General features: G+C 66.2%; 27 protein-coding genes. 15 read left to right on the top strand and 12 right to left on the bottom strand.

The window, feature by feature from the left end; translation table 11 throughout:
- Positions 1-9 precede the first annotated feature (9 nt).
- Together AC3WL7_RS06820 and pnuC are read left to right on the top strand one after the other, a co-directional pair.
- On the top strand, positions 10-2,199 hold the full coding sequence (locus AC3WL7_RS06820) for a TonB-dependent receptor (protein ID WP_492749762.1): 2,190 nt from the start codon (positions 10-12) through the stop codon (positions 2,197-2,199).
- A gap of 8 nt (positions 2,200-2,207) precedes the next feature.
- Positions 2,208-2,771, top strand: coding sequence for a nicotinamide riboside transporter PnuC (gene pnuC / locus AC3WL7_RS06825; protein ID WP_108747740.1), 564 nt, complete (start codon positions 2,208-2,210; stop codon positions 2,769-2,771).
- A 110-nt stretch (positions 2,772-2,881) separates the two neighbouring features.
- On the opposite strand, the gene AC3WL7_RS06830 is transcribed toward pnuC, so the two are convergent.
- Positions 2,882-3,856, bottom strand: a complete 975-nt coding sequence (locus AC3WL7_RS06830; RefSeq protein ID WP_492749763.1) for a Dyp-type peroxidase — start codon at positions 3,854-3,856, stop codon at positions 2,882-2,884.
- A 231-nt stretch (positions 3,857-4,087) separates the two neighbouring features.
- Here AC3WL7_RS06830 and AC3WL7_RS06835 point away from each other — a divergent pair, with 231 nt between their 5' ends.
- Genes AC3WL7_RS06835 through AC3WL7_RS06845 form a run of 3 tightly spaced genes read left to right on the top strand, consistent with a single transcriptional unit; the run spans position 4,088 to position 5,934 of the window.
- On the top strand, positions 4,088-4,819 hold the full coding sequence (locus tag AC3WL7_RS06835) for a hypothetical protein (RefSeq protein WP_492749764.1): 732 nt from the start codon (positions 4,088-4,090) through the stop codon (positions 4,817-4,819).
- Positions 4,820-4,831: 12 nt separating this feature from the next.
- Positions 4,832-5,335 carry an RNA polymerase sigma factor gene (locus AC3WL7_RS06840; protein ID WP_283220970.1) on the top strand — a complete coding sequence of 168 codons (504 nt, stop codon included), beginning with the start codon at positions 4,832-4,834 and terminating at the stop codon, positions 5,333-5,335.
- Positions 5,332-5,934: a hypothetical protein gene (locus tag AC3WL7_RS06845; protein ID WP_492749765.1), complete on the top strand. Its 603-nt coding sequence runs from the start codon at positions 5,332-5,334 to the stop codon at positions 5,932-5,934. The genes AC3WL7_RS06840 and AC3WL7_RS06845 overlap by 4 nt, the downstream gene beginning before the upstream one ends.
- A 58-nt stretch (positions 5,935-5,992) precedes the next feature.
- On the opposite strand, the gene AC3WL7_RS06850 is transcribed toward AC3WL7_RS06845, so the two are convergent.
- Both AC3WL7_RS06850 and AC3WL7_RS06855 read right to left on the bottom strand, forming a co-directional pair.
- On the bottom strand, positions 5,993-6,361 hold the full coding sequence (locus AC3WL7_RS06850) for a VOC family protein (RefSeq protein WP_200732278.1): 369 nt from the start codon (positions 6,359-6,361) through the stop codon (positions 5,993-5,995).
- A gap of 69 nt (positions 6,362-6,430) precedes the next feature.
- Complete coding sequence (locus tag AC3WL7_RS06855; protein ID WP_492749767.1) at positions 6,431-7,204, bottom strand: helix-turn-helix domain-containing protein; 774 nt, start codon at positions 7,202-7,204, stop codon at positions 6,431-6,433.
- A gap of 110 nt (positions 7,205-7,314) precedes the next feature.
- On the opposite strand from AC3WL7_RS06855, the gene AC3WL7_RS06860 reads away from it, so the two are divergent.
- On the top strand, positions 7,315-8,235 hold the full coding sequence (locus tag AC3WL7_RS06860) for a DUF6624 domain-containing protein (RefSeq protein WP_492749768.1): 921 nt from the start codon (positions 7,315-7,317) through the stop codon (positions 8,233-8,235).
- On the opposite strand, the gene AC3WL7_RS06865 is transcribed toward AC3WL7_RS06860, so the two are convergent.
- Complete coding sequence (locus AC3WL7_RS06865; RefSeq protein WP_492749769.1) at positions 8,214-8,849, bottom strand: TetR/AcrR family transcriptional regulator; 636 nt, start codon at positions 8,847-8,849, stop codon at positions 8,214-8,216. The genes AC3WL7_RS06860 and AC3WL7_RS06865 overlap by 22 nt on opposite strands.
- Before the next feature lie 126 nt (positions 8,850-8,975).
- On the opposite strand from AC3WL7_RS06865, the gene AC3WL7_RS06870 reads away from it, so the two are divergent.
- Positions 8,976-10,007: an SDR family oxidoreductase gene (locus AC3WL7_RS06870; RefSeq protein ID WP_492749770.1), complete on the top strand. Its 1,032-nt coding sequence runs from the start codon at positions 8,976-8,978 to the stop codon at positions 10,005-10,007.
- A gap of 100 nt (positions 10,008-10,107) precedes the next feature.
- Here the strand turns inward: AC3WL7_RS06870 and AC3WL7_RS06875 are convergent, their stop codons facing one another.
- Positions 10,108-10,683, bottom strand: a complete 576-nt coding sequence (locus AC3WL7_RS06875; RefSeq protein WP_079224758.1) for an OmpO family porin — start codon at positions 10,681-10,683, stop codon at positions 10,108-10,110.
- Positions 10,684-10,945: 262 nt separating this feature from the next.
- Here AC3WL7_RS06875 and AC3WL7_RS06880 point away from each other — a divergent pair, with 262 nt between their 5' ends.
- Positions 10,946-11,374 (top strand): hypothetical protein, encoded by a 429-nt coding sequence (locus AC3WL7_RS06880; protein ID WP_492749771.1) that lies wholly within the window; start codon positions 10,946-10,948, stop codon positions 11,372-11,374.
- Between the two features lie 10 nt (positions 11,375-11,384).
- Here AC3WL7_RS06880 and AC3WL7_RS06885 read toward each other — a convergent pair whose 3' ends face one another.
- The 3 genes from AC3WL7_RS06885 to AC3WL7_RS06895 form a co-directional block, all read right to left on the bottom strand.
- Positions 11,385-11,954, bottom strand: coding sequence for a DUF4291 domain-containing protein (locus AC3WL7_RS06885; RefSeq protein WP_492749772.1), 570 nt, complete (start codon positions 11,952-11,954; stop codon positions 11,385-11,387).
- Between the two features lie 57 nt (positions 11,955-12,011).
- Positions 12,012-13,208: an MFS transporter gene (locus AC3WL7_RS06890; protein WP_492749773.1), complete on the bottom strand. Its 1,197-nt coding sequence runs from the start codon at positions 13,206-13,208 to the stop codon at positions 12,012-12,014.
- A gap of 255 nt (positions 13,209-13,463) precedes the next feature.
- Positions 13,464-14,213: a pentapeptide repeat-containing protein gene (locus AC3WL7_RS06895; RefSeq protein WP_492749775.1), complete on the bottom strand. Its 750-nt coding sequence runs from the start codon at positions 14,211-14,213 to the stop codon at positions 13,464-13,466.
- 277 nt (positions 14,214-14,490) lie between these two features.
- Here AC3WL7_RS06895 and AC3WL7_RS06900 point away from each other — a divergent pair, with 277 nt between their 5' ends.
- From AC3WL7_RS06900 to AC3WL7_RS06915, 4 genes are all read left to right on the top strand, one after another.
- Positions 14,491-14,847 carry a hypothetical protein gene (locus tag AC3WL7_RS06900; RefSeq protein ID WP_492749776.1) on the top strand — a complete coding sequence of 119 codons (357 nt, stop codon included), beginning with the start codon at positions 14,491-14,493 and terminating at the stop codon, positions 14,845-14,847.
- Positions 14,848-15,161: 314 nt separating this feature from the next.
- Positions 15,162-15,428, top strand: a complete 267-nt coding sequence (locus AC3WL7_RS06905; protein WP_079224744.1) for a hypothetical protein — start codon at positions 15,162-15,164, stop codon at positions 15,426-15,428.
- A gap of 120 nt (positions 15,429-15,548) precedes the next feature.
- Entirely contained in the window at positions 15,549-16,244 is a 696-nt protein-coding gene (locus tag AC3WL7_RS06910) for a L,D-transpeptidase family protein (RefSeq protein WP_492749811.1), read from the top strand.
- Between the two features lie 208 nt (positions 16,245-16,452).
- Entirely contained in the window at positions 16,453-17,082 is a 630-nt protein-coding gene (locus AC3WL7_RS06915; protein WP_492749777.1) for a CPBP family glutamic-type intramembrane protease, read from the top strand.
- 24 nt (positions 17,083-17,106) lie between these two features.
- On the opposite strand, the gene AC3WL7_RS06920 is transcribed toward AC3WL7_RS06915, so the two are convergent.
- Positions 17,107-17,976 (bottom strand): methylenetetrahydrofolate reductase, encoded by an 870-nt coding sequence (locus AC3WL7_RS06920; RefSeq protein ID WP_492749778.1) that lies wholly within the window; start codon positions 17,974-17,976, stop codon positions 17,107-17,109.
- On the bottom strand, positions 17,976-18,887 hold the full coding sequence (locus tag AC3WL7_RS06925; RefSeq protein WP_313140887.1) for a LysR family transcriptional regulator: 912 nt from the start codon (positions 18,885-18,887) through the stop codon (positions 17,976-17,978). The genes AC3WL7_RS06920 and AC3WL7_RS06925 overlap by 1 nt, the downstream gene beginning before the upstream one ends.
- 75 nt (positions 18,888-18,962) lie before the next feature.
- Here AC3WL7_RS06925 and msuE point away from each other — a divergent pair, with 75 nt between their 5' ends.
- The 3 genes from msuE to AC3WL7_RS06940 are packed head-to-tail and all read left to right on the top strand — an operon-like array spanning position 18,963 to position 21,623.
- Positions 18,963-19,553, top strand: a complete 591-nt coding sequence (gene msuE, locus AC3WL7_RS06930) for an FMN reductase (protein ID WP_108757956.1) — start codon at positions 18,963-18,965, stop codon at positions 19,551-19,553.
- Between the two features lie 18 nt (positions 19,554-19,571).
- The gene (locus AC3WL7_RS06935; RefSeq protein ID WP_108757955.1) at positions 19,572-20,549 is read left to right on the top strand and encodes a DUF1852 domain-containing protein; all 978 of its coding nucleotides are present in this window, start codon (positions 19,572-19,574) and stop codon (positions 20,547-20,549) included.
- Between the two features lie 42 nt (positions 20,550-20,591).
- The gene (locus AC3WL7_RS06940) at positions 20,592-21,623 is read left to right on the top strand and encodes a methionine synthase (RefSeq protein WP_200732257.1); all 1,032 of its coding nucleotides are present in this window, start codon (positions 20,592-20,594) and stop codon (positions 21,621-21,623) included.
- A gap of 16 nt (positions 21,624-21,639) precedes the next feature.
- On the opposite strand, the gene AC3WL7_RS06945 is transcribed toward AC3WL7_RS06940, so the two are convergent.
- Together AC3WL7_RS06945 and AC3WL7_RS06950 are read right to left on the bottom strand one after the other, a co-directional pair.
- Positions 21,640-22,317: a hypothetical protein gene (locus AC3WL7_RS06945; RefSeq protein WP_492749782.1), complete on the bottom strand. Its 678-nt coding sequence runs from the start codon at positions 22,315-22,317 to the stop codon at positions 21,640-21,642.
- Positions 22,318-22,633: 316 nt separating this feature from the next.
- Positions 22,634-25,627 carry a TonB-dependent receptor gene (locus AC3WL7_RS06950; RefSeq protein WP_492749783.1) on the bottom strand — a complete coding sequence of 998 codons (2,994 nt, stop codon included), beginning with the start codon at positions 25,625-25,627 and terminating at the stop codon, positions 22,634-22,636.
- Positions 25,628-25,800 lie beyond the last annotated feature (173 nt).

Consider the following 25,800-nt stretch of genomic DNA (forward strand, 5'->3'; position numbering starts at 1 on the left):
ACGAACCGAATGAACCGCTGCCTGCGCCCCACCCTGCTCGCCCTTGCCCTCTGCGCCGCCCTGCCGCTGCACGCCAGCGCAGCCGAGGCGTCGCCCGACGTGGCCGGCCCCGGCGCCGAACGCACGCCGACCGAACTGGCCGCCGTGCGCGTGCAGGCCGGCAAACCCGCCGGCGATACCTCGCGCGCCAATGCCTTCGGTGGCGGCAGCTGGCAGGACACGCCGGCCTCGGTGAACGTGCTGGACCGCGACTACCTCGACCGCCGCCAGGTGCGCTCGCTGTCCGAGCTGGCCAGCAACGATGCGTCGCTGGGCGATGCCTACGCGCCGGTCGGCTACTACCAGAACATCGCCATCCGCGGCTTCGCACTGGATGCCGCGACCGGCTACCGCTTCAACGGCCTGGCCATCGCCGGCGAACAGCGCCTGGCGCTGGAGAACGTGCAGGAAGTGCAGATCCTCAAGGGCGAAGCCGGCCTGGCCGCCGGCGTGATGGCCCCGGGCGGCATCATCAACTACGTGGGCAAGCGCCCGGCCGAAGTGCGCACCGTCACCCTGGGCACCGATTCGGAAGGCTCGCGCTATGTCGCCGCCGATATCGGCCACTGGATCACGCCGCGGTTTGGCGTGCGCCTCAATGCCGCCTGGGATGCCAGCAATTCCTACGTCGAACATGCCGATGGCAACCGCAATTTCTACTCGCTGGCGGCGGACTGGCTGATCGGCGAACGTGGCAAGCTGGAAGTGGATGCCAACTACCAGACCAGCACGCAGCGCTCGGTGTCCGGCTACCAGCTGCTGGGCGCCAGCGAACTGCCGCGCGGCGTCGACCGCAAGCACCTGCTGGGCTACCAGCCATGGCAGCGGCCGGTGGACATCGCCAGCACCAACATCACCGCACTGCACACCTACGATTTCAACGAGCGCTGGCAGTCGCGCGTGTCGGTGGGCTACAGCCGCTCGGTCATTGATGACAACGTGGCCTTCGCCTATGGCTGCTACTACACCGCGCAGTGCGCCGATGGCAGCACGCCGGGCAACTACTTCGCGCCCAATGGCGACTACGACATCTACGACTACCGCAGCCCGGACGACACCCGCCGCAACCAGCAGGCGCGCGCCGAACTGCGCGGCCGCTTCGACACCGGCAGCATCAGCCACGAACTGACCATCGGCGCCGACCATTTCCGCCGCACCGTCGACCGCCGCCCCAGCGTCAACGAGTACGTGGGCAGCGCCAACATCCACGACGCACAGGTGCCGGTGTACGCGCCCTCGCCGCTGCAGCCGGGCCCCTCCGCGCGCCGCCTCGACAGCCGCCAGACGTCCGTGTTCGCGCTGGACCGCATCAGCCTCGGCGATGACTGGCAGTGGCTGGCCGGTGGCCGCTTCGTGCGCCTGGACGAGCGTGCCTATGACAAGCGCGGTGCCCCGCAGCGGCAGAGCCGCCTGTCGCGCTTCCTGCCGCAGACCGCGCTGGTGTGGAAGGCCAATGACCAGCTCAACGTCTACGGCAGCTACGTGCGCGGCATCTCGCTGGGCCAGGAGGCCCCGTTCTGGACCTCCAATGCCGATGAATTCCTGCCGTCGGTGCAGTCGCGGCAGCTGGAAGTGGGCGTGAAGTACGTCCCGGCCGACACACTGACCGTGGGCGCGGCACTGTTCCGCATCGCCCAGCCGTACCAGTTCGCCCAGCCGGACGACAGCGAGGCCGGTTACACCTTCGTGCAGCAGGGCACGCAGACCCACACCGGCCTGGAGCTGACCGCGAACGGCCAGCTGACCGATGCCCTGCAGATCGTGGCCAGTGCCAGCGTGCTGCAGGCGCGTGCGCGCGACGCCGGCACGCCGGCCTATGAAGGCCACCAGTTGGTGAACGTGCCCAAGGTGCGCGCCAGCGTGCACCTGGCCTATGCGCTGCCCTTCGTGCAGGGCCTGGACGTGACCGGCGGCTGGCGCTATGCCTCCTCCAACGTGGCCCGTGCCGATGGCGGCGTGCGCGCGCCGGACTACTCGGTGTTCGATGCCGGCCTGCGCTTCCAGCATCGCCTGCACGAACGTGCGGTGACCTGGAACCTGTCGGTGGACAACGTCTTCAACCGCTTCTACTGGCGCGATACCGGCAGCAGCGGTGGTGATTACTACCTGTTCCCCGGCGCACCGCGGCAGGCCCGCCTGTCGGTGACGTTCGCGCTGTGAGCGGCGTCCTGCTCGAGTGGACCGCAGCGCTGTGCAGCGTGCTCGGCGTCTGGCTGATGGCCCGGCGGCGGCTGGTGGCGTGGCCGGTGGGCCTGCTGTCGGTGGCGCTGTACGGCCTGGTGTTCGCCGAGGCCAAGCTGTACTCGGACACGCTGCTGCAGGTCGCCTTCGGCGGCTTCCTGGTCTATGGCTGGATCAACTGGCGCCAGCATGCCGCCGACGAGGGCAGCATCCGCATCGTGCCGCTGGCGCGCGGCAAGGCGCTGCGCGACCTGGCCCTCGGCCTGTGCGGTGGCATCGCCCTGGGCACCGCCATGCACACCTTCACCGATGCGGCGCTGCCGTGGCTGGATGCGATGCTGACCGCGCTCAGCCTGGTCGGCCAGTGGTGGCAGGCGCGCCGCCATGTGGCGTGCTGGTGGGTGTGGATCGCGGTGGACGTGGTCTATGTGGGCGCGTACCTGTTCAAGTCGCTGCACGTGACCGCGGCGCTGTACGTGTTCTTCCTGGGCCTGGCCGCGTTCGGCCTGCGCGCGTGGAGCGCTGCGGCGCGCGAGCAGGAGCTTCGGTAGCCGCCAACCTTGGTTGGCGTGCTTCTGCCAACCAAGGTTGGCATCTACCGGACGGCCATCCACGCATGGCGTGGATCTACGGGACATGGCCTTCACGCGTGGCGTGAGGGTCAGTCGCCCAGGTCGGCCAGCACCTTGCGCGAGGGCGCGAAGAAGGTGACGCCGGTAGTAGCGGTGGAGAAATCCAGGATGCGGTCGTGCAGCGGCGCGGGGTTGCCGATGAACATGCGCTCGAGCATCTGCTCGATCACCCACAGGCGGCGCGTGTAACCGATGAAGTAGGTGCCGTACTCGCCGCGGCCCGGGTTGGCGAAGGGCATGTTGTCGCGCAGGATCTCGTGCTCGCCATCGGCATCCTCGATGGTGCAGAGCGTCTTGTGCGATTTCTGCGCGTCGGCCGGGGCATCGTCCAGTTCGATGTTGTCGTGCTTGGTGCGGCCGATGATGGCCTCCTGCGCCTCGGTCTTCTGGGCGCGCCACGCATCGAGGTTGTGCAGGTACTTCTGCACCACCACGTAACTGCCGCCGGCATGCTCGGGGTCTTCGTCGCCGACGAGGGTGGCTTCGGGCAGCGACAGCCCTTCCGGGTTGGCCGTGCCATCGACGAAGTCCAGCAGGTCACGGCCGTCGAAGTAGCGGAAGCCGGCCACATCGTCGATCGTTTCCACCGCATCACCGAACGCCATCAGCAGGTTGCGCTCGAAGGCCACGATCAGGTCCATCGTGCGCGCACGCACGTGGTACAGCAGGTCACCCGGGGTGGACACGGCGGTATGCGTGGCGCCCTTGATCTCACGGAAGGGCTTCAGCTCGCGCGGCGGCGCGGTGCCCACCAACGGTTCCCACACGCGGTGGCCGATGGCCACGTTGCAGGTGAAGGTGCGCTCGATATCGCGGATGGCGGTGTTCTTGATCAGGTCATCGCTGCTGCCCAGCACCTCGCGCACTTTGGCGATGGAATCTGCATCGTCCTTCACCTTCAGCACCAGGAACGCGGCCGAGTGGGTCAACGGCGCGGTGATCTGCTGCGGCTCGTTGTCGAGGGTGTGGTTGAGGGCGGTGATCGGTGCGGGCTGGGAGTTCACGGTACATCCTGCTGGCGTGGGGCGGGCGCGTCGCGCGGGGCGAAGTGCGGGCGATTCTAGCGGAAGCCCCCTGCAGATGGTGGAGCTGCAGTAGAGCCACGCCATGCGTGGCTGGGGAGAGCATCCACGCATGGCATGGCTCTACTGGAGCGTGGGAGCGGTGCAGATCGATGTCAGGTTTTTTTCGCCGGCGGCGTCTTCAATCATCACTACACGCCGCTTGGAGCCCGCATGCACGCCCCGGACATCGCTGCCACCACCACTCAACCAAGCCGCCGCTGGCCCACCGGCCGCCTCCTGCACTGGCTTGCGCGCAGCGCGGGCATGCTGCGGCGCGCACCGCTGCGGCTGTTCCTGCTGGCGCTGCTGCCGATGCTGGTGGAACTCGTGCTGCAGCTGGGCGTGCCGGTCGCCGGCGTCGTGGTGTCCAAGCTGGTGGTGCCACTGGTATCGATGTGGGCCCTGCTGATGCTGGATCAGTTCGTCCGCGATGGGCGCTTCGCGCCGCTGCAGGCTGGCCGCCGGCTGCGTGCACGTCCCGCAACGGTCGCGGTGCTGGCGCTGCTCTCGGCGGTGGTCTTCGCCGGGCAGGTGGCGATGGCAGGTGTACTGGCCGGGCCTGCAGCCGCTGGTGCCTTCGCACTGGGTGACAGCGCGGTGCTGGCCGCCACGGTCACTCGCCTGCAGATCGCCCTGGTACTGGCCAGCGGCTTGCCACTGGCCATGCTGCTGCTGACCACCGTTCCGCGTGCACTGCTGGATGGCATGCCGGTGCTGGTGGCGTTGCGCGATAACCTGCGGCTCCTGCGTGAAGCCTGGCGCCCGCTGTGTGCCTACCTGCTGCTCAACGCGGTCCTGCTGTTCGCCCTGCCGTACCAGCCGTATCTGTTGCTGCCCCTGCTGTTGCTCGGCTACGTATCCTATTGGGTCTACCGCGACGCTTTCGCGGATGACATCGGCTGAGGAGCGGCACGGTTGGGTAACACGCAGTCCCTCGATATTGCCGTCGTGCTGCAGACGCACTGGCCGATGCTTGCGCGCATGGCAGGCAGCTACACGCGCGAGCCCGCACGCCGCGACGATCTGCTGCAGGAGATCAGCATCGCGCTGTGGCAGGCACTGCCACGCTGGCGTGGCGAAGGAGGCACGTTGCGCGCATTCATTGCGCGGGTGGCACACAACCGTGCGATGGATGCGCTGGCCAACGAGCGGCGGCACCGCGTCAGCAGCCTGGACGAACAGTTGCCGGACCCCGACGCCGATCCGCTGCAGCAGGCGGCACGTGCGCAGCAGCACGACGGTCTGCTGCAGGCAGTGCGTCAGCTTCCACTGGGCCTGCGCCAGGTGGTGCTGCTGGCACTGGAAGGCTTTTCACAGCGTGAGATCGGGCAGGTGCTGGGAGTGGAAGAGAACACCGTTGCCCAGCGCCTGAGCCGTGCACGCCGGCAACTGCGCGAACGTATGGGAGGGACGCGATGAATCCGGCAACCGACAGAGACGATTGGAGTGACCTGCAGGCGCTGTGGCAGCAGCAGCCCGACGTGCCTGCGGTGGATGTCGGCGCGCTGCAGCGCGAGGCCGAGCGTCGCAGCCGCTGGATACGCCTGCGGTCTGCGCTGGAACTGCTGGTTACCGTCGCGGCCGTGGGCAACTGCATCCGCGCCCTGCTCGACCCGCGCAAGCTGATCGCCCATGGGGTGCTCTGGGGCCTGATCGTGTTCATACTGGCCTTCGCTGGCTGGATTTTCGTGCAGCGCCGCCGGCAATGGCGTAGCCGCGGTCTTGCGCCGACCGCACTGCTGGCTTTCGAGCGCCAGCGCGCGCACATCTCGATGCGGATCTGGCGGCTCAACATCTGGCTGTCACTGGCCGTCTGGATCGGACTCGTGTGGATCTCGCACACCGCGATGCAGGCCGGCCCCGACGTTCCAGGTGCACTCCCGCCCCAGACCTTGGCGCTGAACCTGTGGTTGAACGGCGCGGTCGTCGTGGTGGCAGCACTAGCCGGCGCCTGGGCTGGCCGACGCCGGCAGCGGCGGCTGGATAGGCTGGCTGACCTGGAAGCACAGCTGCAGTAGAGCCACGCCATGCGTGGATGGGGAAGCAGCCCCGCGCGGCGTGGCGCTACTGCACGCTTCAGTCCATGTCGCTCCAGACTGCCAGCTCGTAGCCATCCAGATCGCGGAAGTGGAATCTGCGGCCACCGGGGAAAGCGAACACCGGCTGTACCACGTCACCTCCGGCTGCCAGAACGCGCTGTTCGGCCGCGGCCAGATCGGCGCAGTAGAGGATGACCAGCGCTCCGCCCTGCGCACGCACCGGCGCGTCGGCCACGAAGCCGCCCTTCAGGCGACCATCGTCGAACTCGGTGTAGGCCGGGCCGTAATCGGTGTAGCGCCAACCGAACACCTGCGCGTAGAAGTGTTTGCTGCGCGCGATGTCGGCGACGTTGAACTCGATGTTGTCGATGCGGCGCTCGGCGTCGCGGTCAGGGGTGTGGCTCATGGTGGCGCTCCTGCTGGGAGCGCGCAGCATCGACCAGCAGCGGCGCAGGGTCTTGAACGAAACGGACAGTCAGCGTGTCCACTGCAGCCACAGGGCAGTGGCCGTCATCCCGGCCAGTTCACGCGCGTCCCGCGAGAGGTGGGCCTGGTCGGCATAGCCGGCATCTGCAGCACGCGCGGCCATGGCCAACGTCGCATCGCTGCGGCAGCCGCGCAGGAAGCGTTGCAGGCGCAGGATGCGCTGCAGGGTCTTCGCCCCGTAGCCGAACTGCTGCTGGCTGAGGCGGCGCAGCGATCGCGGGTGCAGGTCCAGGTGCTCGGCGAGAGCGTCGATGCTGCTGCCCTCGGCCAGACCACGGAACAGGGCCTTCGCCCGTAGTGCCGCGAGGTCATCGGTCGGCTGCCCCATGTGGGGGTGCAGCAGGGTCGCCAACCGCTGCATGCGCCGGTGTGGCGGTGCATCGCCCACTGCATCGGCCACATCCTTGGCCCAACGGCCCTTCAGCTCGGCCAACGGAATCGCCTGGCCCAGCATGTCTGCCAACGAAATACCGAGCGCGGCCTGGGCCTGCCCCGGCTGGAAGCGCGCGCCCGGTACCTGTGCCCCCGGCGCCAGCTGCGGGTGCGCGGCAACGCGGTCGGGACCGACAGCGAACAGCACGCCGTTCCGCCACAGGATGTCCACGCAGCCATCGGGCAGCACGGTGATGCTGCCGCTGGCATCGGCATCCAACTGGCTCTGCCACAGCTGGCCGAAGGCGCCGCGCAGCGCGGCCGGCGCAGGGTGCTCCTGGTAAGCCGCACCAGTGCCGGCAAGGGAGGTTGCGCTGGGATCGAAGGCCATGGCGCATTGTGGCGCAGGCAGGCGCGTAGCGGCCAACGCTGGCACACTGCGCTTACCTGGCCGGATGCCTGTGCTGACAGGGTCTGCGCCCCTTCATGGAGGAAGACACGATGGCATCGATCCGCATGACCCGCCTGGCGCCGGCACTGCTTGCGCTGCTGCTGGGCACGGCCAACGGCGCCTGCGCCGCCGACACCGGCAGCTTTTTCGACGCAGTGCAGCGCTACGACAACGACGACTTCAAGGGCTGCGCCGATACCCTCGGCGCGATGTATCGCAACGGGGCAAGCTTTCCCGATGGCGGCGAGCTGCTGCTGGTCGAGTGCACTGCCGCCACCGGCGACCATCCCGCGGCGATGGCCTACGCCGTCGCCCTGCTCGACCAGGACCGCCTTCCCCTCGATGATCTGCTGCACAAGGATCGCCCCGGCCTGAATGCCCTGCGTGCCGAACCGGATTGGACGCAGATGCTGGCGCGCGCGGAAGCGACCCAGAAACAGCGTGCCGCGCTGATGGACGAACCCTTGCGCAGGGAACTGCTGGATCGCGAAGCCCGCGACCAGGCCGCGCAGCACGCCGCGATCGCGGCCGGGGGCGCCGATGCATTCAAAGACACCGCTCCCGTGGCCAAGGCCAATGCGCAATGGTTGAAGACCGTGATTGCTGCGAAGGGCTGGCCGACGCGTTCGAAGGTCGGTCGTGATGGCGCCAAGGCCGCATGGCTGCTGGTGCAGCACGCCGACCAGGATCCTGCCTTCCAGGCCGAGGTGCTGCCGTTGATCGAACACGCCGCCAGAACGGGTGAAGCCGACCGTGCCGACGTAGCCCTGCTCACCGACCGCGTGCTGGTGGCCCAGGGCAAGCCGCAGCGCTACGGCAGCCAGTTCGTGCAGGGCGACGACGGCGTGATGCGCCTGCGCCCCACCGAAGACATGCCCGGCCTGGACGCGCGGCGCAGCGCGATGGGCCTGCCGTCACTGGCCGAGTACAAGGCCATCCTCGCCGAGAGTTATGGCACGGCGGTGGACTGATCCCTCGGCTCGGCTGCGGGCAACCTGATCAGCCGCTCGAACACCGCGCCCAGCAGCTCGGCCAGTTCATCCTCGTCGGCGTCGGCAAGGGCCGGCAGCGCGATCATCTGCCGCATCACCTGGAAGCCGGAAATCATCGCCAGGATGAGCGCGGCGCGCTCGGCCGGCAGCGTGCCCTGCAGTGAGGCGGCCACCCTCTTGAGGTGATGCGCGGCGATCTTGTCGCGGCCGATCTCCGCCGCCAACGGGCTCGATGCCGAATGGAAGGTGATCAGGAAACCGTCCATCGGCGTCGCATCGGCGCGGGTCATCTTCACCAGCGCACGCGCCAGCGCCTTGCCCGGTTCCGGCTGGTCCATGATGCCGCCGGCAATCAGGCTGCCCTGGGTCATGGTGTTCTCCACCACCTCGGCAAACAGCTGCTCCTTCGAGCCGAAGTAGCGGTTGACCATCATCGCCGTCACCCCGGCCCCTGCGGCGATCTCACGTACCCCGGCCCCGTCATAGCCGGACTGGGCGAACGCCCGGCGGGCAGAGACCAGGATCGCCTCGCGGGTGGCTTCGGCGTCACGTTGGCGGGGTTTGCCGGGGGACGGCGTGGCAGGTGTGTTCATGCGTTAAGTATACAGCTGTAGACAATAGCGGACAACGCATGTATACAGCTGTAGACATAGCCGCCTGCACCGCCGGATCCCCGTCGGGGTGGCTTGCCCATCCCCCCACGTATCTGGAGTGTTCCCATGAAAACGACCGTCCTGGTGACCGGTGGTACCGGCTTCATCGCCCAGCACTGCATCCTGGCCCTGCTCGCGGCCGGCTATGACGTCCGCACCACGGTGCGCTCACTGTCGCGCGAGGCGGAGGTGCGCCAGCAGCTGAAGGTCGGCGGCGCCGAGCCGGGCGATCGCCTCAGCTTCGTGGTGGCCGACCTCGGCCGCGACGAGGGCTGGGCCGAAGCCGTTGCGGGTTGCAGCCATGTGATGCATGGCGCCTCGCCCACGCCCACCGGCGAACAGACCCGCGAGGAGCAATGGGTGCGCCCGGCCGTGGACGGCAACCTGCGCGTGCTGCGTGCCGCGCGCGATGCCGGCGTACAGCGGGTGGTGCTGACCTCGGCCTTCGGTGCCATCTGCGCCGGCCACGGCGACATCGGCCGCCCATTCAATGAAACCGACTGGAGCGACCTGTCCGGCGATGTCTGGCTGTACCAGAAGTCCAAGACCCTGTCCGAGCGCGCTGCATGGGATTTCATTGCGCGCGAAGGCAACGGCCTGCAGCTGTCGGTGGTCAATCCCACCGCCGTGCTCGGCCCGGTGCTGGGCGGCGACTACTCACATTCCATCCGCCTGGTGCGCAACCTGCTGCAGGGCCAGAAGGGGTCGCCGAAGATCAACTGCGGCTTCGTCGATGTCCGCGACGTGGCCGACCTGCACCTGCGCGCGATGACCCATCCTGCGGCCAACGGCGAGCGCTTCATCGCCATTGCCGGCGACAGCCTGTGGCTGGGTGAAGTGGCGCAGATCCTGAAGCAGCGCCTGGGCGCGGCCGCCGACAGGGTGAGCACGCGGGTCATCCCCAACTGGGTGGTACGCCTGGGTGCGCTGAAGGACCCGGCGCTGCGCGGTTCGGTGCCACTGCTGGGCCGCACGATGAACGCCACCAGCGAAAAGGCGCAGCGCCTGCTGGGCTGGGCACCGCGTTCGCGCGAGGACGCCATCGTGGCCACGGCCGAGAGCCTGCTGCGGCTGGGCCTGGTGGAAGCCCAACCGTAATCCACAAAAAAGAAGCCCGGCGCAAGGCCGGGCTTCGGTGGCGTGTGGGAGAGAGAGAGAGAGCACACGCCGGTAACACGCTTTTACTGCACTGCTGTTCTTACCAGGTGAAGCGCGGGCCCACGAACCACTCGCGGTCGCCGGCCTTGGCCAGCTTCACTTCGCCGCTCAGGCCCCAGTTCGGGGTGAACTTGGCGGTGGCGCCGACGCGGCCGTAGAACTCCCCTTCCGGGTTGATGCCGTGCTTCTTGCTGTAATCCTCGTAGCCGGCCAGCGCGTAGCCTTCCAGGTTCGGGGTAAAGGCAGTACGCAGGCCCACTTCGGTGGAGTAGCCGTTGAAGTCCAGGCCGTGCTTCATGTCGAACTTCTGGTACGCAACACGAGCCACCAGGTCGGTGTTCGGTGCGATGCCATAGTTGTAGCCGGCGCCGATGCGCCACTGGTCAACATCGTTCTTGAAGGTGTCGGTTTCCTGCTTGCTGTAATCAGCGAAGACCGAGAAGTTCGGGTGCACCGCAACCGAGCCCTTGACGCCCCAGCCATCGGCGTCGCCGCCCTTGGCATCGGTGTTCACGTAACCGCCTTCAACGTAGTTGTACGACAGGCCATCGGCAGCCGATGCAGCGAACGGCAGGGCAGCCAGCAGACCCAGGGCAAGCAGCGAATTCTTGTTCATCGGGACACACCTTTAATTATTTTTGGTTTCGCCGGCCGCCTCCCCGGGAGAGGGAGAGAGAAGAGGCGGTCGACAGGTGTGAATTATCCGTTTGCTGATGAAATCGACCCTGAATATTGAACTGACCAGTACATGAATGAAGTTGCTGTTCAGGGAACTCTGTCGAGGCCGTGTAGCGCCGCCATTTCCCCAATGCCCGCCGGCGAGCACCGGTCGTGCTGCTAGCATCCACCGCTGCCCCGTCTCCTGCCCGGTTCTATCCATGACAGAAGCTGATATCCACTCCCCTTCTTCGCGGGAACAGGCACTTCGCAGCATCCTCCCGGAGGATGCGAAGCAGCATCAGCCACTTCTGCAGGAGATCTTTCGCCGGGAGATGGAGTACAGGAAAAGCGAAGGCGACCAGGCGTACTTCGAGAACCTCTACTGGTGCGCCTATCTGCTGTTCCATGTTGCGGACCTGCGCGACGTCGAGTCGATGTGGGTCGCCAAGCATCTGAACATGGATACCGGCTGCGGCTTCGATGTCGAGAACATGGTGGGCGCCGGTGCCGGGCAGACCATCGAGTACCTGCGACAGCAAGGCGCCGACGAAGCCGCTGACTACATCGAAGAGTGCCTGCCCGAGGATTCACAGGCGGAGATCGAGCAGTGGTCGCGTGATCGCCGCCGTTACTTCTACGAAGGCTGAGCGGCTGCGCCTAACCCCAGGGATAGGCCCGCTCGCGAGGCAGCGCAGACTGCGCTTCCTCCATCCTTCCCGCCTCCACCAGCGCATGGATGGCGTGTGCCTGCGCCGTCACATCGGTGATGCCTTGAATCCATTCATCGACATAGGCACGCACCGCCTCCCTGCCGAGACCCATCTGAATCGCGCGGTGGGGCAACGGCCGCAGCAGCAGATCGCGTTCGGGGTCCCATTGGATGCGCACCGGGGAACGAGCCTTGAGCTGCTCCCACGCCGCCGCATCCATCCCGGGCTCGGCACGGCTGTCGCAGCCATGGGTCAGCGCCCACTCGAAACCGTCGCGACGGATGTCGATTGCCAGGATCCGCTTCTGGCCTTCCTCCTTCTCGCCCCATCCGGCGCGATACATCATCCAGAGGAAGGACGGTTTTATCCATGTCATCCGTTCCATCTTGAACGGCGGAGAGACAAAGGTCTGCCGCTCCAGCGCACTGTCGGCGATGGCATCGGAGTAGGCCTGGTATACGCGGATCACGCGATCGTCGTAGTGCGCGCGGATCTGCCGCGCCGGCATCCCATCCATTGATTCACCTTCCCTGGCAGCGCGTGGCCAAACGCCACGCCGCTGCATCATGCACGATCAGCGCGCGTCAAAGCGCTCCGCGCTGGCCGGCGTTGCCCGTGCCGCCAGCACCAGCGCTGCGGCCGTCACGCAGGCCATCGCCACCCACGCCACACTGAGGTCGCCCACGGTGTCGCGGATCGAACCGGCCACGAACGGCAGGATGCCGCCGACCAGATAGCCCACGCCCTGCACGAAGGACACCAGGATGCCCGCCTTGGCCGGCTGGCTGCAGTGGTCCATCACCAGGATCAGGGTCATCGGGAACAGGCCGCCGATCGACAGGCCGAGCAGGCACATCATCAGCCACGGGGCATACATCGGCGCCACGCCGATCAGCACATAGGTCAGTGCGGTGGCGGCCAGGAACAGCGCCAGCAGCACGCGGCGGTCACGGAAGCGCGGCGCCAGCCAGGAGACGAGGAAGCCACCGGCCACCTCGGACAGGCTCAACGCCGCCAGCATGAAACCGGCCTCGTTGGCGCGCACGCCCGCTTCCATCATGTACGGCGCGATCCACGCCAGGCACAGCGTGTAGCAGCTGCTGGACACGCAGAACAGGGCGACCAGCAACCAGGTGCGTCCATGCTGCCAGGGCCGGAAGGCGGGGGGCTTGCCGGCGTTGGCGGACGCGCTGGCGGCCGGTGCGTCGGCATGCCCGCTGTTGGGCAGCCACAGCGCGATGCCGGCGATGGCCAGCACCGCCCAGAACGCCATCGTGCCCTGCCAGTCCAGCCAGTGCAGCAGGGCCGATGCGCTGGCCGCGGCCAGTGCCGCGCCGCCCATGATCATGCTTACGTACAGGCCCATCAGCAGGTCGACGCGGTGCGGGAAGCGGGTCTTGATGTAGCCGGGAATGAGCGACTGCACGATGCCGATGCCCAGCCCTGCGGCCACGCTGGAGCCCATCAGCCACAGCGGCTCATGCGAGGCCAGCTTGGCCAGTGCCGAAGCCGCCGTGAGCGCCAGGCCGATGGCCACGCCGCGCCGATAACCCAGGCGATAGACCAGGCCGCCGGCCATGGCGATCAGGCCCATGGCCATCATCGGCAGGCTGGTGAGCCAGCCGATCTGTTCGAAACTCATGCCGTTGCTGGCACGGATGGAATCGGTGAGCAGGCTGACCACGGCCAGCACCGGGCGCAGGTTGAGGCCGACCAGCAGAAGGGCCAGCACCGGGATCAACCCGGGACGCGAAGTTGCAGGTGATTTCATGTATTACGACCGCAGGCATGCGGCCGGCCTTCCTTATTCGATCAGTACGGGGGCCCGGGTGGCAGGCGGCGCCTGGCCGGGCAAGGTTTCGCTGCGAATGGCCGCAGATGCGTCCCCTTTCGAGGAAGGAGGATGCGCAGGCGCACGATCAGCATCGGGCGGGCGGCCATTGGCGCGCATGATAGCAAACGTGGGCCGTGGCCCTGGAACGCCCGCGTACCAAGGGCCCGGGCAGCGATGTCCAGGAGGCGATGCCTAGGATTGGCCCGCCAGCCGCTGCGCAAGCCGGTCCCACGCCTCGATCACCGGATCTTCCGCTGCCGGTGGCGTCTCCACGCTTACCTGCTGGCCACTGTCATCCTCGAAGCGGATGCCCCCGTTCTCGTAGCAGGCGGCCAGCTGCTCCTCGCTGGGCCGGCACCCGACAAACACCGCCTTGTGCAGGTCGCACCCCTTGAAGCTGGCGCCATCGAAAGTGCAGCGCACGAAGCGCGCCCATGAGAAGTCCGTGCCTGACAGGTTGGCATCGCGGAAATCGCAATCAGTGAAGGTGGCCGTTGAACCACACTTGCGCAGCTTTGCCTGCACGAAGCTGCATCCATCAAACGCGCCGCCGAGTGTGACCTGGATGAACTCGCACAGATTGAAGCAGCAACGGATGAGGGTTTCCGAAACGTTCCCCAGCGATGCACCGGTGAAATCGCAGTCCTGCATGACGGCGTAGGTCAGGAAGGTCGCCCCGCCGCCCTCCTGGGCATGGGAAAGATCCACGGACTGCAGGTTCTGGTAGTGCGGAACCGGATAAGGAAACCCGCGATAGTCCAGCCGGCCATCGGCCGTTGTGCCGAACGGCGACGGTTCCCAGTGGCGGTTGCTGATGGTCTTGTCGCGCCAGTCATGCTTGCGCCGTGGATGGGACAGGTTCGGCACGAGGTCCGGGGTCCAGCGCGCACGCAACGCTGCAATGTCCTTCTTTGGCAGGGGCTTGAGGCGCTGGACAGCCATGCATCCATCCATGAGGCAGGGGGCGGACAGTCTAGCAGGCGAGTGGAAGCGGGCCGCCTGCTGTACCGCTGCCATCCTCCACGCTACGCTGCGCCTCGTGCAGGTCCATCAAGGATGAGTGGCAACGTGGCATTCCCATCAGCAAGGCTGGCACTCCTGTCGATCATCGACGTGAGCGATGACTTCACCGACAAGGTTGGTGCGGGTGAAACAGGCGCGGTCGCCTGCCCCGTCGCACCGCCACCCCGCTGATCGGTCACACCACCTGGGAGCAGGCATGCCGCACATCCTCGCCTTTGCCGGTGTGCTGCTGCTCTGGGCAGCACTCGCTTCACCGTTTGCGCTTGCGCTCCATATCGCGCTTCGCGCCCTGCGTCGCAGGGGCATCCGCTCGGCCGCTGTCGTCGTGCTGCTCGCCTTCGTGTCCGCCCTGCTGGCAGCGCCGGTGCCTACGCCGATCATCACCGTGTTGCTGCCGCATGGATTCGTGCTGTTCGACGCCTCGTACTACGATCGCATCCTACACGGACCGGCACTGTTCCGGCAGCTGTCAACGTGGATTGCGTGGTCGCTGCCGATGACATTCCTGATCGCACTGGCAGTGTGCTGGCGATACGTTCGACGCGTTTATTGATGCGGCAACATCATGTGCAGTTGATCAGGCTATCAGCGGCCTCTGCTCGCCACAAATGCACAACGGCTGTGCAGCACGCACGTGGCGATGCATCTGCGCCATGCGATCGCATCGCGCAGCGAACACTCCACTCATTCAGGCGTCATCGGCGTTAGCACATGTGCATCGCAGACAGCTGAATTCGCGGCAAATCGAACATGACTGCGCGCTCTTCACAGTGTCTGCACGTCCGCGAACTGCAGCTGAAAAGGCATTCATGGAACTAACAAAAAGCCCGCTATATTCCAGACTCCCCAGACGAAGGAGGGAATGCAATGACCCTTTCCACGCAGCACCTGAAGATCGCTCGTCCCCTCGGCGTGGCAATCCTTGCCCTCAGCCTCGGCGCGTGCGCCAGCTACAAAGAAGACTTCGCGAAGGTCAACACGCGCCTCGACGCGCTTGACGTGAAGGTCCAGGGCGCGGCGCAGAGCGCCGAGTCCGCCAACCAGTCCGCCCAGCAGGCCAACCAGCGCCTGGACCAGATCGAAGGTCGCGTGCAGCAGCTCGAATCCGCTCCCCGCCGCACCCCGCGCGGCTAAGCTGAACCGGGAACCAGTGGTCTCCCCCGGCCACTGGTTCCCTTGAATCACCGTATTCATCCGAGGAATCGCGCCATCCGTACGTACACATCCCCCGCAATCCGCACCGCCTGCGTCGCGCTGACCCTTGCGCTGGCACTGGCCGGTACCGGCGTGGCCAGCGCCAAGGGCGACAAGGATGCCGCTACGCAACCCACGGCTGCCGTCGATGAGCTGCCGGAAGGACAGGAGGTGTCCGAGACGGTGATCGAACTCGCCGGCTGGGTGGTCGCCAGCAAGGACAGCCAGGGCTATCCGTTCGCGATCATGGACAAGGCCGCCGCACAGGTGCTGGTCTTTGGCAGCGACGGAAAGCTGCGCGGCGCTGCACCCGCACTGTTTGGTTCGGCCAAGGGCGATCACTCCGCCCCGAACGTGGCCAAGGTCGCGCTGAGCGCGATTCCCGGCCACGACCGCACGACCCCTGCAGGCCGCTTCATTGGTGGCTACGGCCCGTCCGACGACGCCGGCCGCGTGCTGTGGGTGGACTACGATTCCGCCGTCTCGATGCACCCGCTGCCGCCGGGCACCCCGAAGGAAAAGCGCGCCGAGCGGCTGGCAACGCCGACGCCGGACGACAACCGCGTGACCCATGGCTGCATCAATGTCAGCCCAGGTTTCTATGAGCAGGTCGTGCAGTCCACGTTCGAGAAGGGCGGCGTGTTCTACGTGCTGCCGGACAAGGATTCGATCGAGAAGACGTTCCCTGCGTTTGCGCAGAGCCGTGGTGCAGAGAAGGGTGCTGAAATGACCCAAGCCCAGCACGCAGGCAAGTAGGTTCGCGGATAGGGCAAGCGATGAAACGCTTGCTCTTGATGTATCGGTGGTCGATCTAGCGGGAAGCGGCTCAAGCAGCCATTTTTGGATTTCCCGGTGTAGTTTTCGTGTTGCTCGTTTATCACCGTGCAGCCGCCAAGCGTCCAGCTTAGGCAGGCACGGTGAGCGTTGGCACATCATGGGTCAACGTCTTCAACGAGAAATCGGCATGACCTTCCTCCAAGCCTTGTCGTGCAGACCCGCAGACAAGCCTGAGAACAGGATTTTCGTCGCTGGGATGGCGACCCTTGCGGTCGGCCTGGCCCAGTTCGCCCTCGAGGCGCTCGACGTATTCGGCTCAAAAGCACTGACGGAATTGGCTGCTTTTCTTGTCTGCTTATGGATGTTCCCGAACGAGCCAAGGGCACGCTGGACCGCAAGGACGTCAGTACTTGTCGTGTTGCTTGGCCTGTTCGGTGGCGCGCTATGGATTGCTTTTGTCGGGTACCCCAGCCGCAATACTTCGCAGTTCCTGACCTGGGATCAGATCCCACTCGCTTACTACCTGCTGGGCGTGTTTACAAGCTGTGTTGCTGCTCCGCTGTTCGAAGAGAAAGTGGTACGACACCTCCTTCTGACCGGCGCTGCGCACTACCTGGGCAAGATCGTTGCGTCGGTTGCTGTCAGCCTTCTCTTCGCATGGGTCCACCCTGATGCGAGGATCTCAGCCTTCCTGTTTTCGATCGCCATCTGCGCGTGCATCTACAAGTTTTCGCTGGACACTTGGCAGCGAGCGGTTGTGCACGGTCTGATCAACCTGAGCATCATCCAGTGGACAGTGATCTATCCCAACCTGTAGCTGATGAGCGAGGCGGTCCAAAGGTCAACGCCGCCCAGCACCCACGCGCACGCGGTACTGCGCCACCCAGTCCAGCGACGGCGCGATGCCACCAAACGGGAACAGGTGCGGGCTGACCTGCCCATGCGCTTCGGTCAGGCCTCCCACCAGGCGATCCACGAACACATCCGGCCCGGCGGTACCCAGCAACCGGCCGATCGAGATGCCATACCGCGCCAGCATCGATGCGCTGGCACCCACGCCGCACATCGCCGCATAGCGCAGCAACCGCGTGACGCTGGCCGGCCCGGGCACACCCACCAGCACCGGGTGGCCGATGCCACGCGCGCGCAGTGCATCCAGCCAGGCCAGCACGATGTCGGCATCGAAGGCGAACTGGGTGATGATCTTCGGCGCCATGCCACGCGCCTGGATGGCCTGGCACTTGCGCTCCAGCACCTGCCAGCGCTCGTCAGCGCCCATCACCGGATGGCCTTCCGGGTGCCCGCCGACGGCAACCACCTTGATGCCTGCGCGTTCCAGCAGGCCGGTGTCGATGAGGGACGCGCTGTCGGCAAACGGGCCGGCGGGCGTGGCCAGATCACCGGCAACCAGCAGGCACTGCTCGACACCGGCCTCGCCTGCCGCACGCGCAATGAACCGCTCGAGCGCTTCCAGCGACCCGATGCGGCGTGCCGACAGGTGCGGCATCGGCTGCAGCCCCAGTTCGCGCACGCGGCGCGCCGCAGCAATCCGCGCGTCGTCGTCCTCGCTGGCCAGGTAAGGAATGGAAATGGTCGTGCCGGGTGCGATGCGGGCTGCTTCGGCGTGCAACGCGGGCATGGCCTTCGCACTCACCTCCAGCGAACAGGCATCGATGAAGGCGCGTGCAGCCTGCGTGGTGGCTGCAGGCATCACTTGGCCCCGCGCAGCGTGCCGGCGATCGAGCTGCCCCGTGCCAGTTCAACGAAGGCCTGCAGGTAGTCGATGCCGGTGTCCGCCTCGCGCGCGCCCAGGTAGATCTGCTTGGGGATGCCCTTGGCACCCAGGCGCACCGGCACCACGTCCATGCGCGCCGCGTACTCCTCCACCAGCCAGCGTGGCATGGCGGCCACGCCGCGGCCGCTGGCCACCATCTGCATCATGATGTCGGTGGTTTCGATGGCCTTGTGGCGGCGCGGGGTGACCCCGGCCGGCAGCAGGAACTGGTTGTAGATGTCCAGGCGTTCGAACGGCACCGGGTAGCTGATCAGCACTTCCTGGGTCAGCTGCCGTGGCTTCACGTACTCCGCCTTGGCCAGCGCGTGGTCCTTGGCCACCACCAGCACCTGCTCGTAATCGAACACGGGAACGAACTTCAGGCCCGGCTTCAACAGCGGGTCGGGGGTCACCAGCAGGTCGATCTCGTAGCCGAACAGGGCACCGATGCCACCGAACTGGAACTTCTGCTTCACGTCCACATCCACGTCCGGCCACGACGCCAGGTAGGGCGAGACGATCTTCAGCAGCCACTGGTAGCAGGGGTGGCATTCCATGCCGATGCGCAGCGAACCGCGCTCGCCCTGTGCGAACTGGCCCAGCCGTTCCTCGGCCAGGTCCAGCTGCGGCAGCACCCGGTTGGCCACCGCCAGCAGGTACTGGCCGGCCTGGGTCAGGCGCAGGCTGCGGCCCTCGCGCAGCCAGACATCGGTGCCCAGCTGCTGCTCCAGCTTCTTCATGCTGTGGCTCAGCGCCGACTGGGTCAGGTTCAGCACGCCGGCGGCGGCGGTCAGCGAGCCCTGCAGTTCGACCTGCTGGACGATGCTCAGGTGGATTCGTTCCAGCATGTCGATGAATCCCACTCATGGATGCGTGAAGTAAAACCATTTTACGTCATGGGAAGGGCTGACTAGCATCGGGGCATGCTTTCTCCCCACCGCCCCCTCCGTATCGTCGCCGTCTCCGGTGGCCTGCAGCGCCCCTCGCGCGCCGCCACCCTGTGCGAACACCTGCTGGACCTGATCGGCGAGCACGTGCCGAGCGAACCGCACCTGGTCGAACTGGGTGATTTGGCCCCGCAGCTGGCCGGTGCCCTGTGGCGCTCGCAGCTGCCCGCCGCCGCCGAGCAGGCCCTGGCCACGGTCGAACAGGCCGACGTGCTGGTGGTCGCCACGCCGGTCTACCGCGGTTCGTACACCGGCCTGTTCAAGCACTTCTTCGATTTCATCCACCAGGACGCGCTGGTCGACACCCCCACCCTGCTGGCTGCCACCGGCGGCAGCGAGCGCCACGCGCTGATGATCGACCACCAGCTGCGGCCGCTCTTCAGCTTCTTCCAGGCACGCACCCTGCCGCTGGGCGTCTACGCCACCGACAAGGATTTCGCCGACGGGCGCGTGCACGACGAGGCCCTGCTGCAGCGGGCGCGCCTGGCCGTGCAGCGGGCCCTGCCCCTGCTGGCGCTGTCCCACCGCCCAGCGCCCGTGCCCGCCGAAACCGCCGACGCCCTTTAAGTAAACGGAACGCCGCCCATGACCACCGACGCCTTCACCTTCCGCATCACCCGCATCCCCTTCAACGAGGATTACCAGCCGGCCGACGGCACGCGCATCACCACCAACTTCGCCAATCTGGCCCGCGGCGCCTCGCGCCAGGAAAACCTGCGCAACACGATCGGCATGATCAACAACCGCTTCAACGATCTGGCGCACTGGGACAACCCCAGCGCGGATCGCTACGCGGTCGAGCTGGACATCATCTCGGTGGAGATGCACGTCGATGGCGATGAAGGCAGCGATCCGTTCCCGCTGATCGAAGTGCTGCGCCCGACCATCGTCGACACGCACACCGGTACGCGCACTGACGGCATCGTCGGCAACAATTTCTCGTCCTACGTGCGCGACTACGATTTCAGCGTCGTGCTGCCGGCCAGCAACGAGGGCAAGGCGACGTTCGGCATTCCCGAAGGCTTCGGCGACCTGCACGGCAAGCTGTTCAAGCACTTCCTGGAATCGGACGCCTACCGCGCCAACTTCAGCAAGGCTCCGGTGATCTGCATCAGCGTGTCCAGCAGCAAGACCTACCACCGCACCGAGAACCACCATCCCATTCTGGGCGTGGAGTACCGCCAGGGCGAGTTCTCGCCCACCGACCAGTACTTCGACAAGATGGGCCTGCAGGTGCGCTACTTCATGCCGCCGGGCAGCGTCGCCCCGCTGGCGTTCTATTTCCAGGGCGATCTGCTTGGCGATTACTCGAACCTGGAACTGATCGGCACCATCAGCACCATGGAAGCGTTCCAGAAGATCTACCGCCCGGAGATCTACAACGCCAATTCGGTGGCCGGCAAGGTCTACCAGCCCAGCCTGAAGCACCAGGACTATTCGTCCACCCGCATCGTCTACGACCGCGAAGAGCGCAGCCAGCTGGCAGTCAAGCAGGGCAGGTTCACCGAAGAGCACTTCATCAAGCCTTACCGCGCCGTGCTCGAGCAGTGGGCTGCCCGCTGATCCATCGCATCTCCCTCCCCCAGGACAAAGACCCCGTACACGATGAAGAAACTACTGCCCACCTCCACCGCCGGCAGCCTGCCCAAGCCCTCCTGGCTCGCCGAGCCCGAAAAGCTCTGGTCGCCCTGGAAGCTGCAGGATGACGCACTGACCGAAGGCAAGCACGACGCGCTGCGCCTGTCCCTGCAGGAACAGCAGCACGCCGGCATCGACATCGTCAGCGACGGCGAGCAGACACGGCAGCATTTCGTCACCACCTTCATCGAACACCTCGACGGCGTCGACTTCGACAAGCGCGAGACCGTGCGCATCCGCAACCGCTACGACGCCAGCGTACCGACCGTGGTCGGTGCGGTCAGCCGTCCGAAATCCGTATTCGTCGAGGATGCGAAGTTCCTGCGCCGGCAGACCGCACAGCCGATCAAGTGGGCGCTGCCCGGCCCGATGACCATGATCGACACCCTGTACGACGCGCACTACAAGAGCCGCGAAAAGCTGGCCTGGGAATTCGCGAAGATCCTCAACGAGGAAGCGAAGGAGCTGGAGGCTGCTGGCGTGGACATCATCCAGTTCGACGAACCCGCCTTCAACGTGTTCTTCGACGAGGTGAACGACTGGGGCGTGGCCACCCTGGAGCGCGCGATCGAAGGGCTGAAGTGCGAAACCGCCGTGCACATCTGCTACGGCTATGGCATCAAGGCCAACACCGACTGGAAGCAGACGCTGGGCTCGGAGTGGCGCCAGTACGAGGAGTCGTTCCCCAAGCTGCAGCAGTCCAGCATCGACCTCATCTCGCTGGAATGCCACAACTCGCACGTGCCCATCGACCTGATCGAGCTGGTGCGCGGCAAGAAGGTGATGGTGGGTGCCATCGACGTGGCGTCCAGCACGGTGGAGACGCCGGAAGAAGTGGCCAACACCCTGCGCAAGGCGCTGCAGTTCGTTGATGCCGACAAGCTCTACCCCTGCACCAACTGCGGCATGGCGCCGCTGTCGCGTGAGGTGGCACGCGGCAAGCTGCGGGCGCTCAGTGCCGGCGCACAGATCGTGCGCGAGGAGCTGGCCGGGCGGTGATGACGGTAGAGCTGGGCTACTCGACAACCTGCCACTGCGTGCCATTTCGCTGCAGCCTCGCCACCCACGTGTTCCCACTTCGATCACAGTAGGTCGGCACCACAAGCGCCAGTGCCACCCCCTGTGGGGCCTGCACGGCCGCCCTGCTGATCCTCACCAGCATCGGACCCCTCGGTCCGTCGCAGGCATGGGGTGTGCCCAGCGGCGGCAGGAGTGCGGGGTCGCTGACATATACGATGCCCGGCAGTGCCGGGTCTGCGTTCACTGCTGAGCGCTGCACCAGCCACTGCAGCAGTTCCCGCAGGGGGGGCGGCAGTGATGCATCCCCGGTATCGACCAGGGACCTCATCGGTAGCGCAGATCGCACCTCGTACGCCGTCCATGGCCCGACGCCGCTGAGCGGGCGAAGCGTTGCCGTATTCCGGTCAAAGTGGATGACCGGGGCAGGACAGGCCACTGATGGTGCACAGGGCACCACCATGGCAAGCTCCCGGATCAGCAGCGCCCTCACGATGGCCTGCTGGTCGAGGTCATCCGCAGCGACGAAATCGCGCTCCTGGGCACGTCGGGACTGCAGGTCCTGCCAGCTGTCCCGGGCGAACGGATACGCGACCATGCCGGCCAGAAGGATGGCGCCTGCAATGCTCAGGCGGAGTACGGTCGATTTACGGATGCTGGGCATCGGCGACGTCATCCGAAGCGTCCACCGCCCGATCCAGTGCACTCCGCGGGGAGAGGCCTGGGTCCGACCAGAGACTTCGGCCCGCCACGGTCAGCTCAAGCCACAACCGGGTACAGAATCGCTGTGCCTGGGCTTCATTGAAGCGGATGACTCTCTCGCGCACCGGGGTTCCTTCCACTCGAAGATGGGCAGATGGCTGCGTTCACCACGCACCAGGATCGCAGCTGCCGTTCTTCGGATGGTGCCATGTCCGCACAGGGCCTGCACCGGGTCCCTTGCTTCCCGTGCGGGCAGGGGATCCTTCCCCTACCCGCTCCGCATTTCTCCCTCAGTAGTCGTAGCTCACGCTCACCCGCAGCGAGCGCGGCGCCTGCCGCACCGTCGCCGCCCCGTACAGCGGGTCAGGCTGCCCCGGGTCCAGCTCGGAGTACGGCGACTTCCACAGCGCCACCTGGCTGTTGAACACGTTGAATACATCCAGGTTGAAGCCCAGCCGGCCCTCGGCCGCGGCCGGGCGATAGGACACGCCCAGGTCCAGCTGCTTCAGCCACGGCAGCCGCCCCTGGCTGCCCGGAGGCGCCGGCTGGCCGTTGTAGAAGTGGTAGGCGATGCCATAGCCGGAAGGATCCTCGAAGTCCGGGCCATAGGAACCCAGCGCGCTGAACGGCGCACCCGAAATCACCCGCACGTTGGCCGAGAGCAGCCATTCCGGCGTCAGCTGGTAGTAGCCATGCAGCTTGAACTGGTGGGTGTGGTCGTTGCTCTGCGGTCCGTTGGTGTGCTCCATCAGCTGGGCGTAATCCCAGGCCTGCGTGGTCGACACCGCGGTCTGGCCGATGCCCGACAGCAGCTGGCCTTCGGTAGTGCCGTAGCTGCGCGACCAGGTGTAGTCGGCGCGGCCATACCAGCGGCCATCGAACGGGTGTTCCAGCGACAGGTTCACCGCGTAGTAGTTGCGCTTGAACTTCGGGAAGCCCATCTCGGCATTGGTCAGCGGCACGCTCACGTAATTGCCGCTGGTATCGACCAGGTTGAAGGTGTTGGCACGGCCCGGGTTGATCAGCCAGCAGCTGACCGGATTGCTGTCCTTGGTCACGTTGTAGCCAAGGCTGCTGGCCTTGCCGAGTACCGCATCGATATCGCAGTAGTCGTCCACGCCACTGCGCAGCACGCGGTACGTCGCCTTCGCGCCGTACACCCAGTCCTGCCCCAGTGCTTTGGTGAAGCCGAGGATGAACTCATCCTGGAAGGAGGGCTTGATGCCAGAGGTGGCCACCGTCCTCGCATCCGGCAGCAGGCCGTAGTTGTTGTTGGATGACACCGCATCGGAGAACGCGGTGAGGTCGGTCGGGTAGCCGTTGCTGTCGATGCCGCCGTAGGTGTAGTAGGTGGACGTCGCCAGCGTTGCGCCGGCCGCGTTGAACGCAGGGTTCAGCGGCAATGCGAGGTAGTAGCGGCCCACGTTGCCGAACACCTTGAAGCGGCCGTCGCCGCCGACATCCCAGCTGAAGCCCAGCCGCGGCGCCCACTGCCCGCTGGTCTGCTTGATGTACGCATCGCCGTCGCGGTTGTAGTTGGTGAACTGGTCCAGGCGCAGGCCCAGGTTCAGCAGCAGGCGGTCACTCACCTGCCAGTTGTCCTCGATGTACTGTGCCCGCTGCGAAGCACGTACCGAGGCCAGCGCACTGTAGATGTACTGGCGCACGTAGTAGCCGTCTGCACCATTGCGGATGCCACCGGTGGCCGGCACGCCCAGGCCGGTGTTGATCGGCACGTTCGGGTTGGACTGGCCGTAGATCCAGTAGTAGCCATCGGCCGATGCCACCGAGCCACGGTTGAGCGCGCGTGCGTTCTGGTTGTCGATGCCCACGGTGATGCTGTGGTCGCCCAGCACATAGTTCGCATCCAGCCGCAGGTTGTTGCTGCGGTTGCCGCGCGCGGGATCGACCAGCAGCGAGGTGGTCTGCGCGTTGGTGATCGGCGTGCCACCATTGAGTGCCGGATTCTGCAGGTTGGCGCTGTTGATGTAGGTCAGGCCGCCGTCGTAGGCCGGGTTGCCGATGTAGTCATCGGTCTTCATCTCGCCGTACTGCGCACTCACCGTCAGCCGGTCGGTCAGGTAGCCGGTGTACTTGGCCGTCCACAGGTCGCCGCCGGTCTTGGTGGTGTCTTCCTTGCCGCGCTGCGCGCCACGGGTGAGCGTGTCGTAGTCGTAGGCGAAGATGTCGCCACGGAAGACATTGCGGCTGGACGCACCGGTCAGTTCCAGCAGGTGATTGTCGGTGATGTTCCAGTCCAGCTTGGCGTACCAGCGCGGACGGTTGTACTCATACTTCGAGTAGGAGTTGGTCGCCTCGACGTTCTTGACGTCGGTGCCTTCGCGGCGCTCCAGCTCGTAGGAGCCGAAGAAGAACAGTTTGTCTTCGATCAGCGGGCCGCCGGCGTAGATGCTCTGGGTGGTCACCCACTCGCGGTCCTTGCTCTCCGGTGAGTACAGCGCGCCGTCGCCCGGGTAGCGCACATCATCCTTGTCCGAGCGCGTGGAGGCAGGCTCCCAGGTGAACTGCCCGCCGAAGTGCCAGTCGTTCGTGCCGCGCTTGCCCACGGCATTGATGACGCCGCCATCGGAACGGCCGTACTTGGCGCTGTAGCCGCCGGTGTAGATTTCCTGCTGGTCGATGCTGCCATAGGGCAGCGTCAGGCCGCCCAGGCCGCGCAGCGGATCGGTGCTGTTGAAGCCGTTGATGTAGTACGCGTTCTCGGCCGCCGACGAGCCGCCGAAGCTGACCAGCTGCGCGCCGGTCGGGCCGGCGTAACTACCGTTGCCACCGTTGCCGACCACGCCCGGCGCAAGCTGGGCGATGGCCTCGGCCGAGCGGCCCAGTGGCAGGCGCTGCAGCTGCTCGGCGGTGATCACCGTGCGTGAATCCACGCTGCTGACGTCGATTGCGGCGGCCGCGCGATCGGCGCTGACCTGCACGCCATCCAGGCGGGTCACCTCGCCGAACGACACTTCGGTACTGGTGCCCACCGTCAGCGCAACGCCCTCGCGGGTCTGCAGCACCTTGCCGTTGGCATCGCGCGCCTCCACGGAATAGCGGCCCAGCGGCAGCTGGCTGATGGTGTAGCGGCCGCGCGCATCCACCGTCACCTCACGGGTGAGGCCGGTATCGCTGCGGACGAAGATGCGCTGCGCGGAGGGAGGGGCCAGGCCGGCGATCGCGCCGGTGGTGGACTGCGCATGAAGTGCGGGGGACGCGGTGGCAAGCAACACCGCCAACGCCAGCAATCGCGGGCGCAGTGAGGAACGAGCTGTCGTCATCGTGGGGCGTACGGGTAGTGGGGGAAGCGCTGCCTGCGCGCCACGACGGGCGCGCCAGACATTGCACATTCATTAACCCCGCTCGCGCCCCAATGCAGAAATGCCCAGTGGTTATGTACTGTTGGCCGATGGCCATACCGCTGTGGAGGTGCGCGCCGTCCAGCGCGCGGACC

It is taken from the genome of Stenotrophomonas sp. FW305-3-2-15-E-LB1, assembly GCF_058787375.1.

Bases quoted from the DNA above. Each gene is read 5' to 3' on its own strand.
- AC3WL7_RS06920 (WP_492749778.1), bottom strand. From the start codon at position 17,976: ATGCCTGCAGCCACCACGCAGGCTGCACGCGCCTTCATCGATGCCTGT.
- AC3WL7_RS06855 (WP_492749767.1), bottom strand. From the start codon at position 7,204: ATGGCCTTCGATCCCAGCGCAACCTCCCTTGCCGGCACTGGTGCGGCT.
- AC3WL7_RS06860 (WP_492749768.1), top strand. From the start codon at position 7,315: ATGGCATCGATCCGCATGACCCGCCTGGCGCCGGCACTGCTTGCGCTG.
- AC3WL7_RS06865 (WP_492749769.1), bottom strand. From the start codon at position 8,849: ATGAACACACCTGCCACGCCGTCCCCCGGCAAACCCCGCCAACGTGAC.
- AC3WL7_RS06850 (WP_200732278.1), bottom strand. From the start codon at position 6,361: ATGAGCCACACCCCTGACCGCGACGCCGAGCGCCGCATCGACAACATC.
- AC3WL7_RS06890 (WP_492749773.1), bottom strand. From the start codon at position 13,208: ATGAAATCACCTGCAACTTCGCGTCCCGGGTTGATCCCGGTGCTGGCC.
- msuE (WP_108757956.1), top strand. From the start codon at position 18,963: ATGCTTTCTCCCCACCGCCCCCTCCGTATCGTCGCCGTCTCCGGTGGC.
- AC3WL7_RS06835 (WP_492749764.1), top strand. From the start codon at position 4,088: ATGCACGCCCCGGACATCGCTGCCACCACCACTCAACCAAGCCGCCGC.
- AC3WL7_RS06875 (WP_079224758.1), bottom strand. From the start codon at position 10,683: ATGAACAAGAATTCGCTGCTTGCCCTGGGTCTGCTGGCTGCCCTGCCG.
- AC3WL7_RS06945 (WP_492749782.1), bottom strand. From the start codon at position 22,317: ATGACGTCGCCGATGCCCAGCATCCGTAAATCGACCGTACTCCGCCTG.
- AC3WL7_RS06925 (WP_313140887.1), bottom strand. From the start codon at position 18,887: ATGCTGGAACGAATCCACCTGAGCATCGTCCAGCAGGTCGAACTGCAG.
- AC3WL7_RS06880 (WP_492749771.1), top strand. From the start codon at position 10,946: ATGACAGAAGCTGATATCCACTCCCCTTCTTCGCGGGAACAGGCACTT.
- AC3WL7_RS06940 (WP_200732257.1), top strand. From the start codon at position 20,592: ATGAAGAAACTACTGCCCACCTCCACCGCCGGCAGCCTGCCCAAGCCC.
- AC3WL7_RS06950 (WP_492749783.1), bottom strand. From the start codon at position 25,627: ATGACGACAGCTCGTTCCTCACTGCGCCCGCGATTGCTGGCGTTGGCG.
- AC3WL7_RS06845 (WP_492749765.1), top strand. From the start codon at position 5,332: ATGAATCCGGCAACCGACAGAGACGATTGGAGTGACCTGCAGGCGCTG.
- AC3WL7_RS06820 (WP_492749762.1), top strand. From the start codon at position 10: ATGAACCGCTGCCTGCGCCCCACCCTGCTCGCCCTTGCCCTCTGCGCC.
- AC3WL7_RS06900 (WP_492749776.1), top strand. From the start codon at position 14,491: ATGCCGCACATCCTCGCCTTTGCCGGTGTGCTGCTGCTCTGGGCAGCA.
- AC3WL7_RS06915 (WP_492749777.1), top strand. From the start codon at position 16,453: ATGACCTTCCTCCAAGCCTTGTCGTGCAGACCCGCAGACAAGCCTGAG.
- AC3WL7_RS06905 (WP_079224744.1), top strand. From the start codon at position 15,162: ATGACCCTTTCCACGCAGCACCTGAAGATCGCTCGTCCCCTCGGCGTG.
- AC3WL7_RS06870 (WP_492749770.1), top strand. From the start codon at position 8,976: ATGAAAACGACCGTCCTGGTGACCGGTGGTACCGGCTTCATCGCCCAG.
- AC3WL7_RS06935 (WP_108757955.1), top strand. From the start codon at position 19,572: ATGACCACCGACGCCTTCACCTTCCGCATCACCCGCATCCCCTTCAAC.
- AC3WL7_RS06895 (WP_492749775.1), bottom strand. From the start codon at position 14,213: ATGGCTGTCCAGCGCCTCAAGCCCCTGCCAAAGAAGGACATTGCAGCG.
- AC3WL7_RS06885 (WP_492749772.1), bottom strand. From the start codon at position 11,954: ATGGATGGGATGCCGGCGCGGCAGATCCGCGCGCACTACGACGATCGC.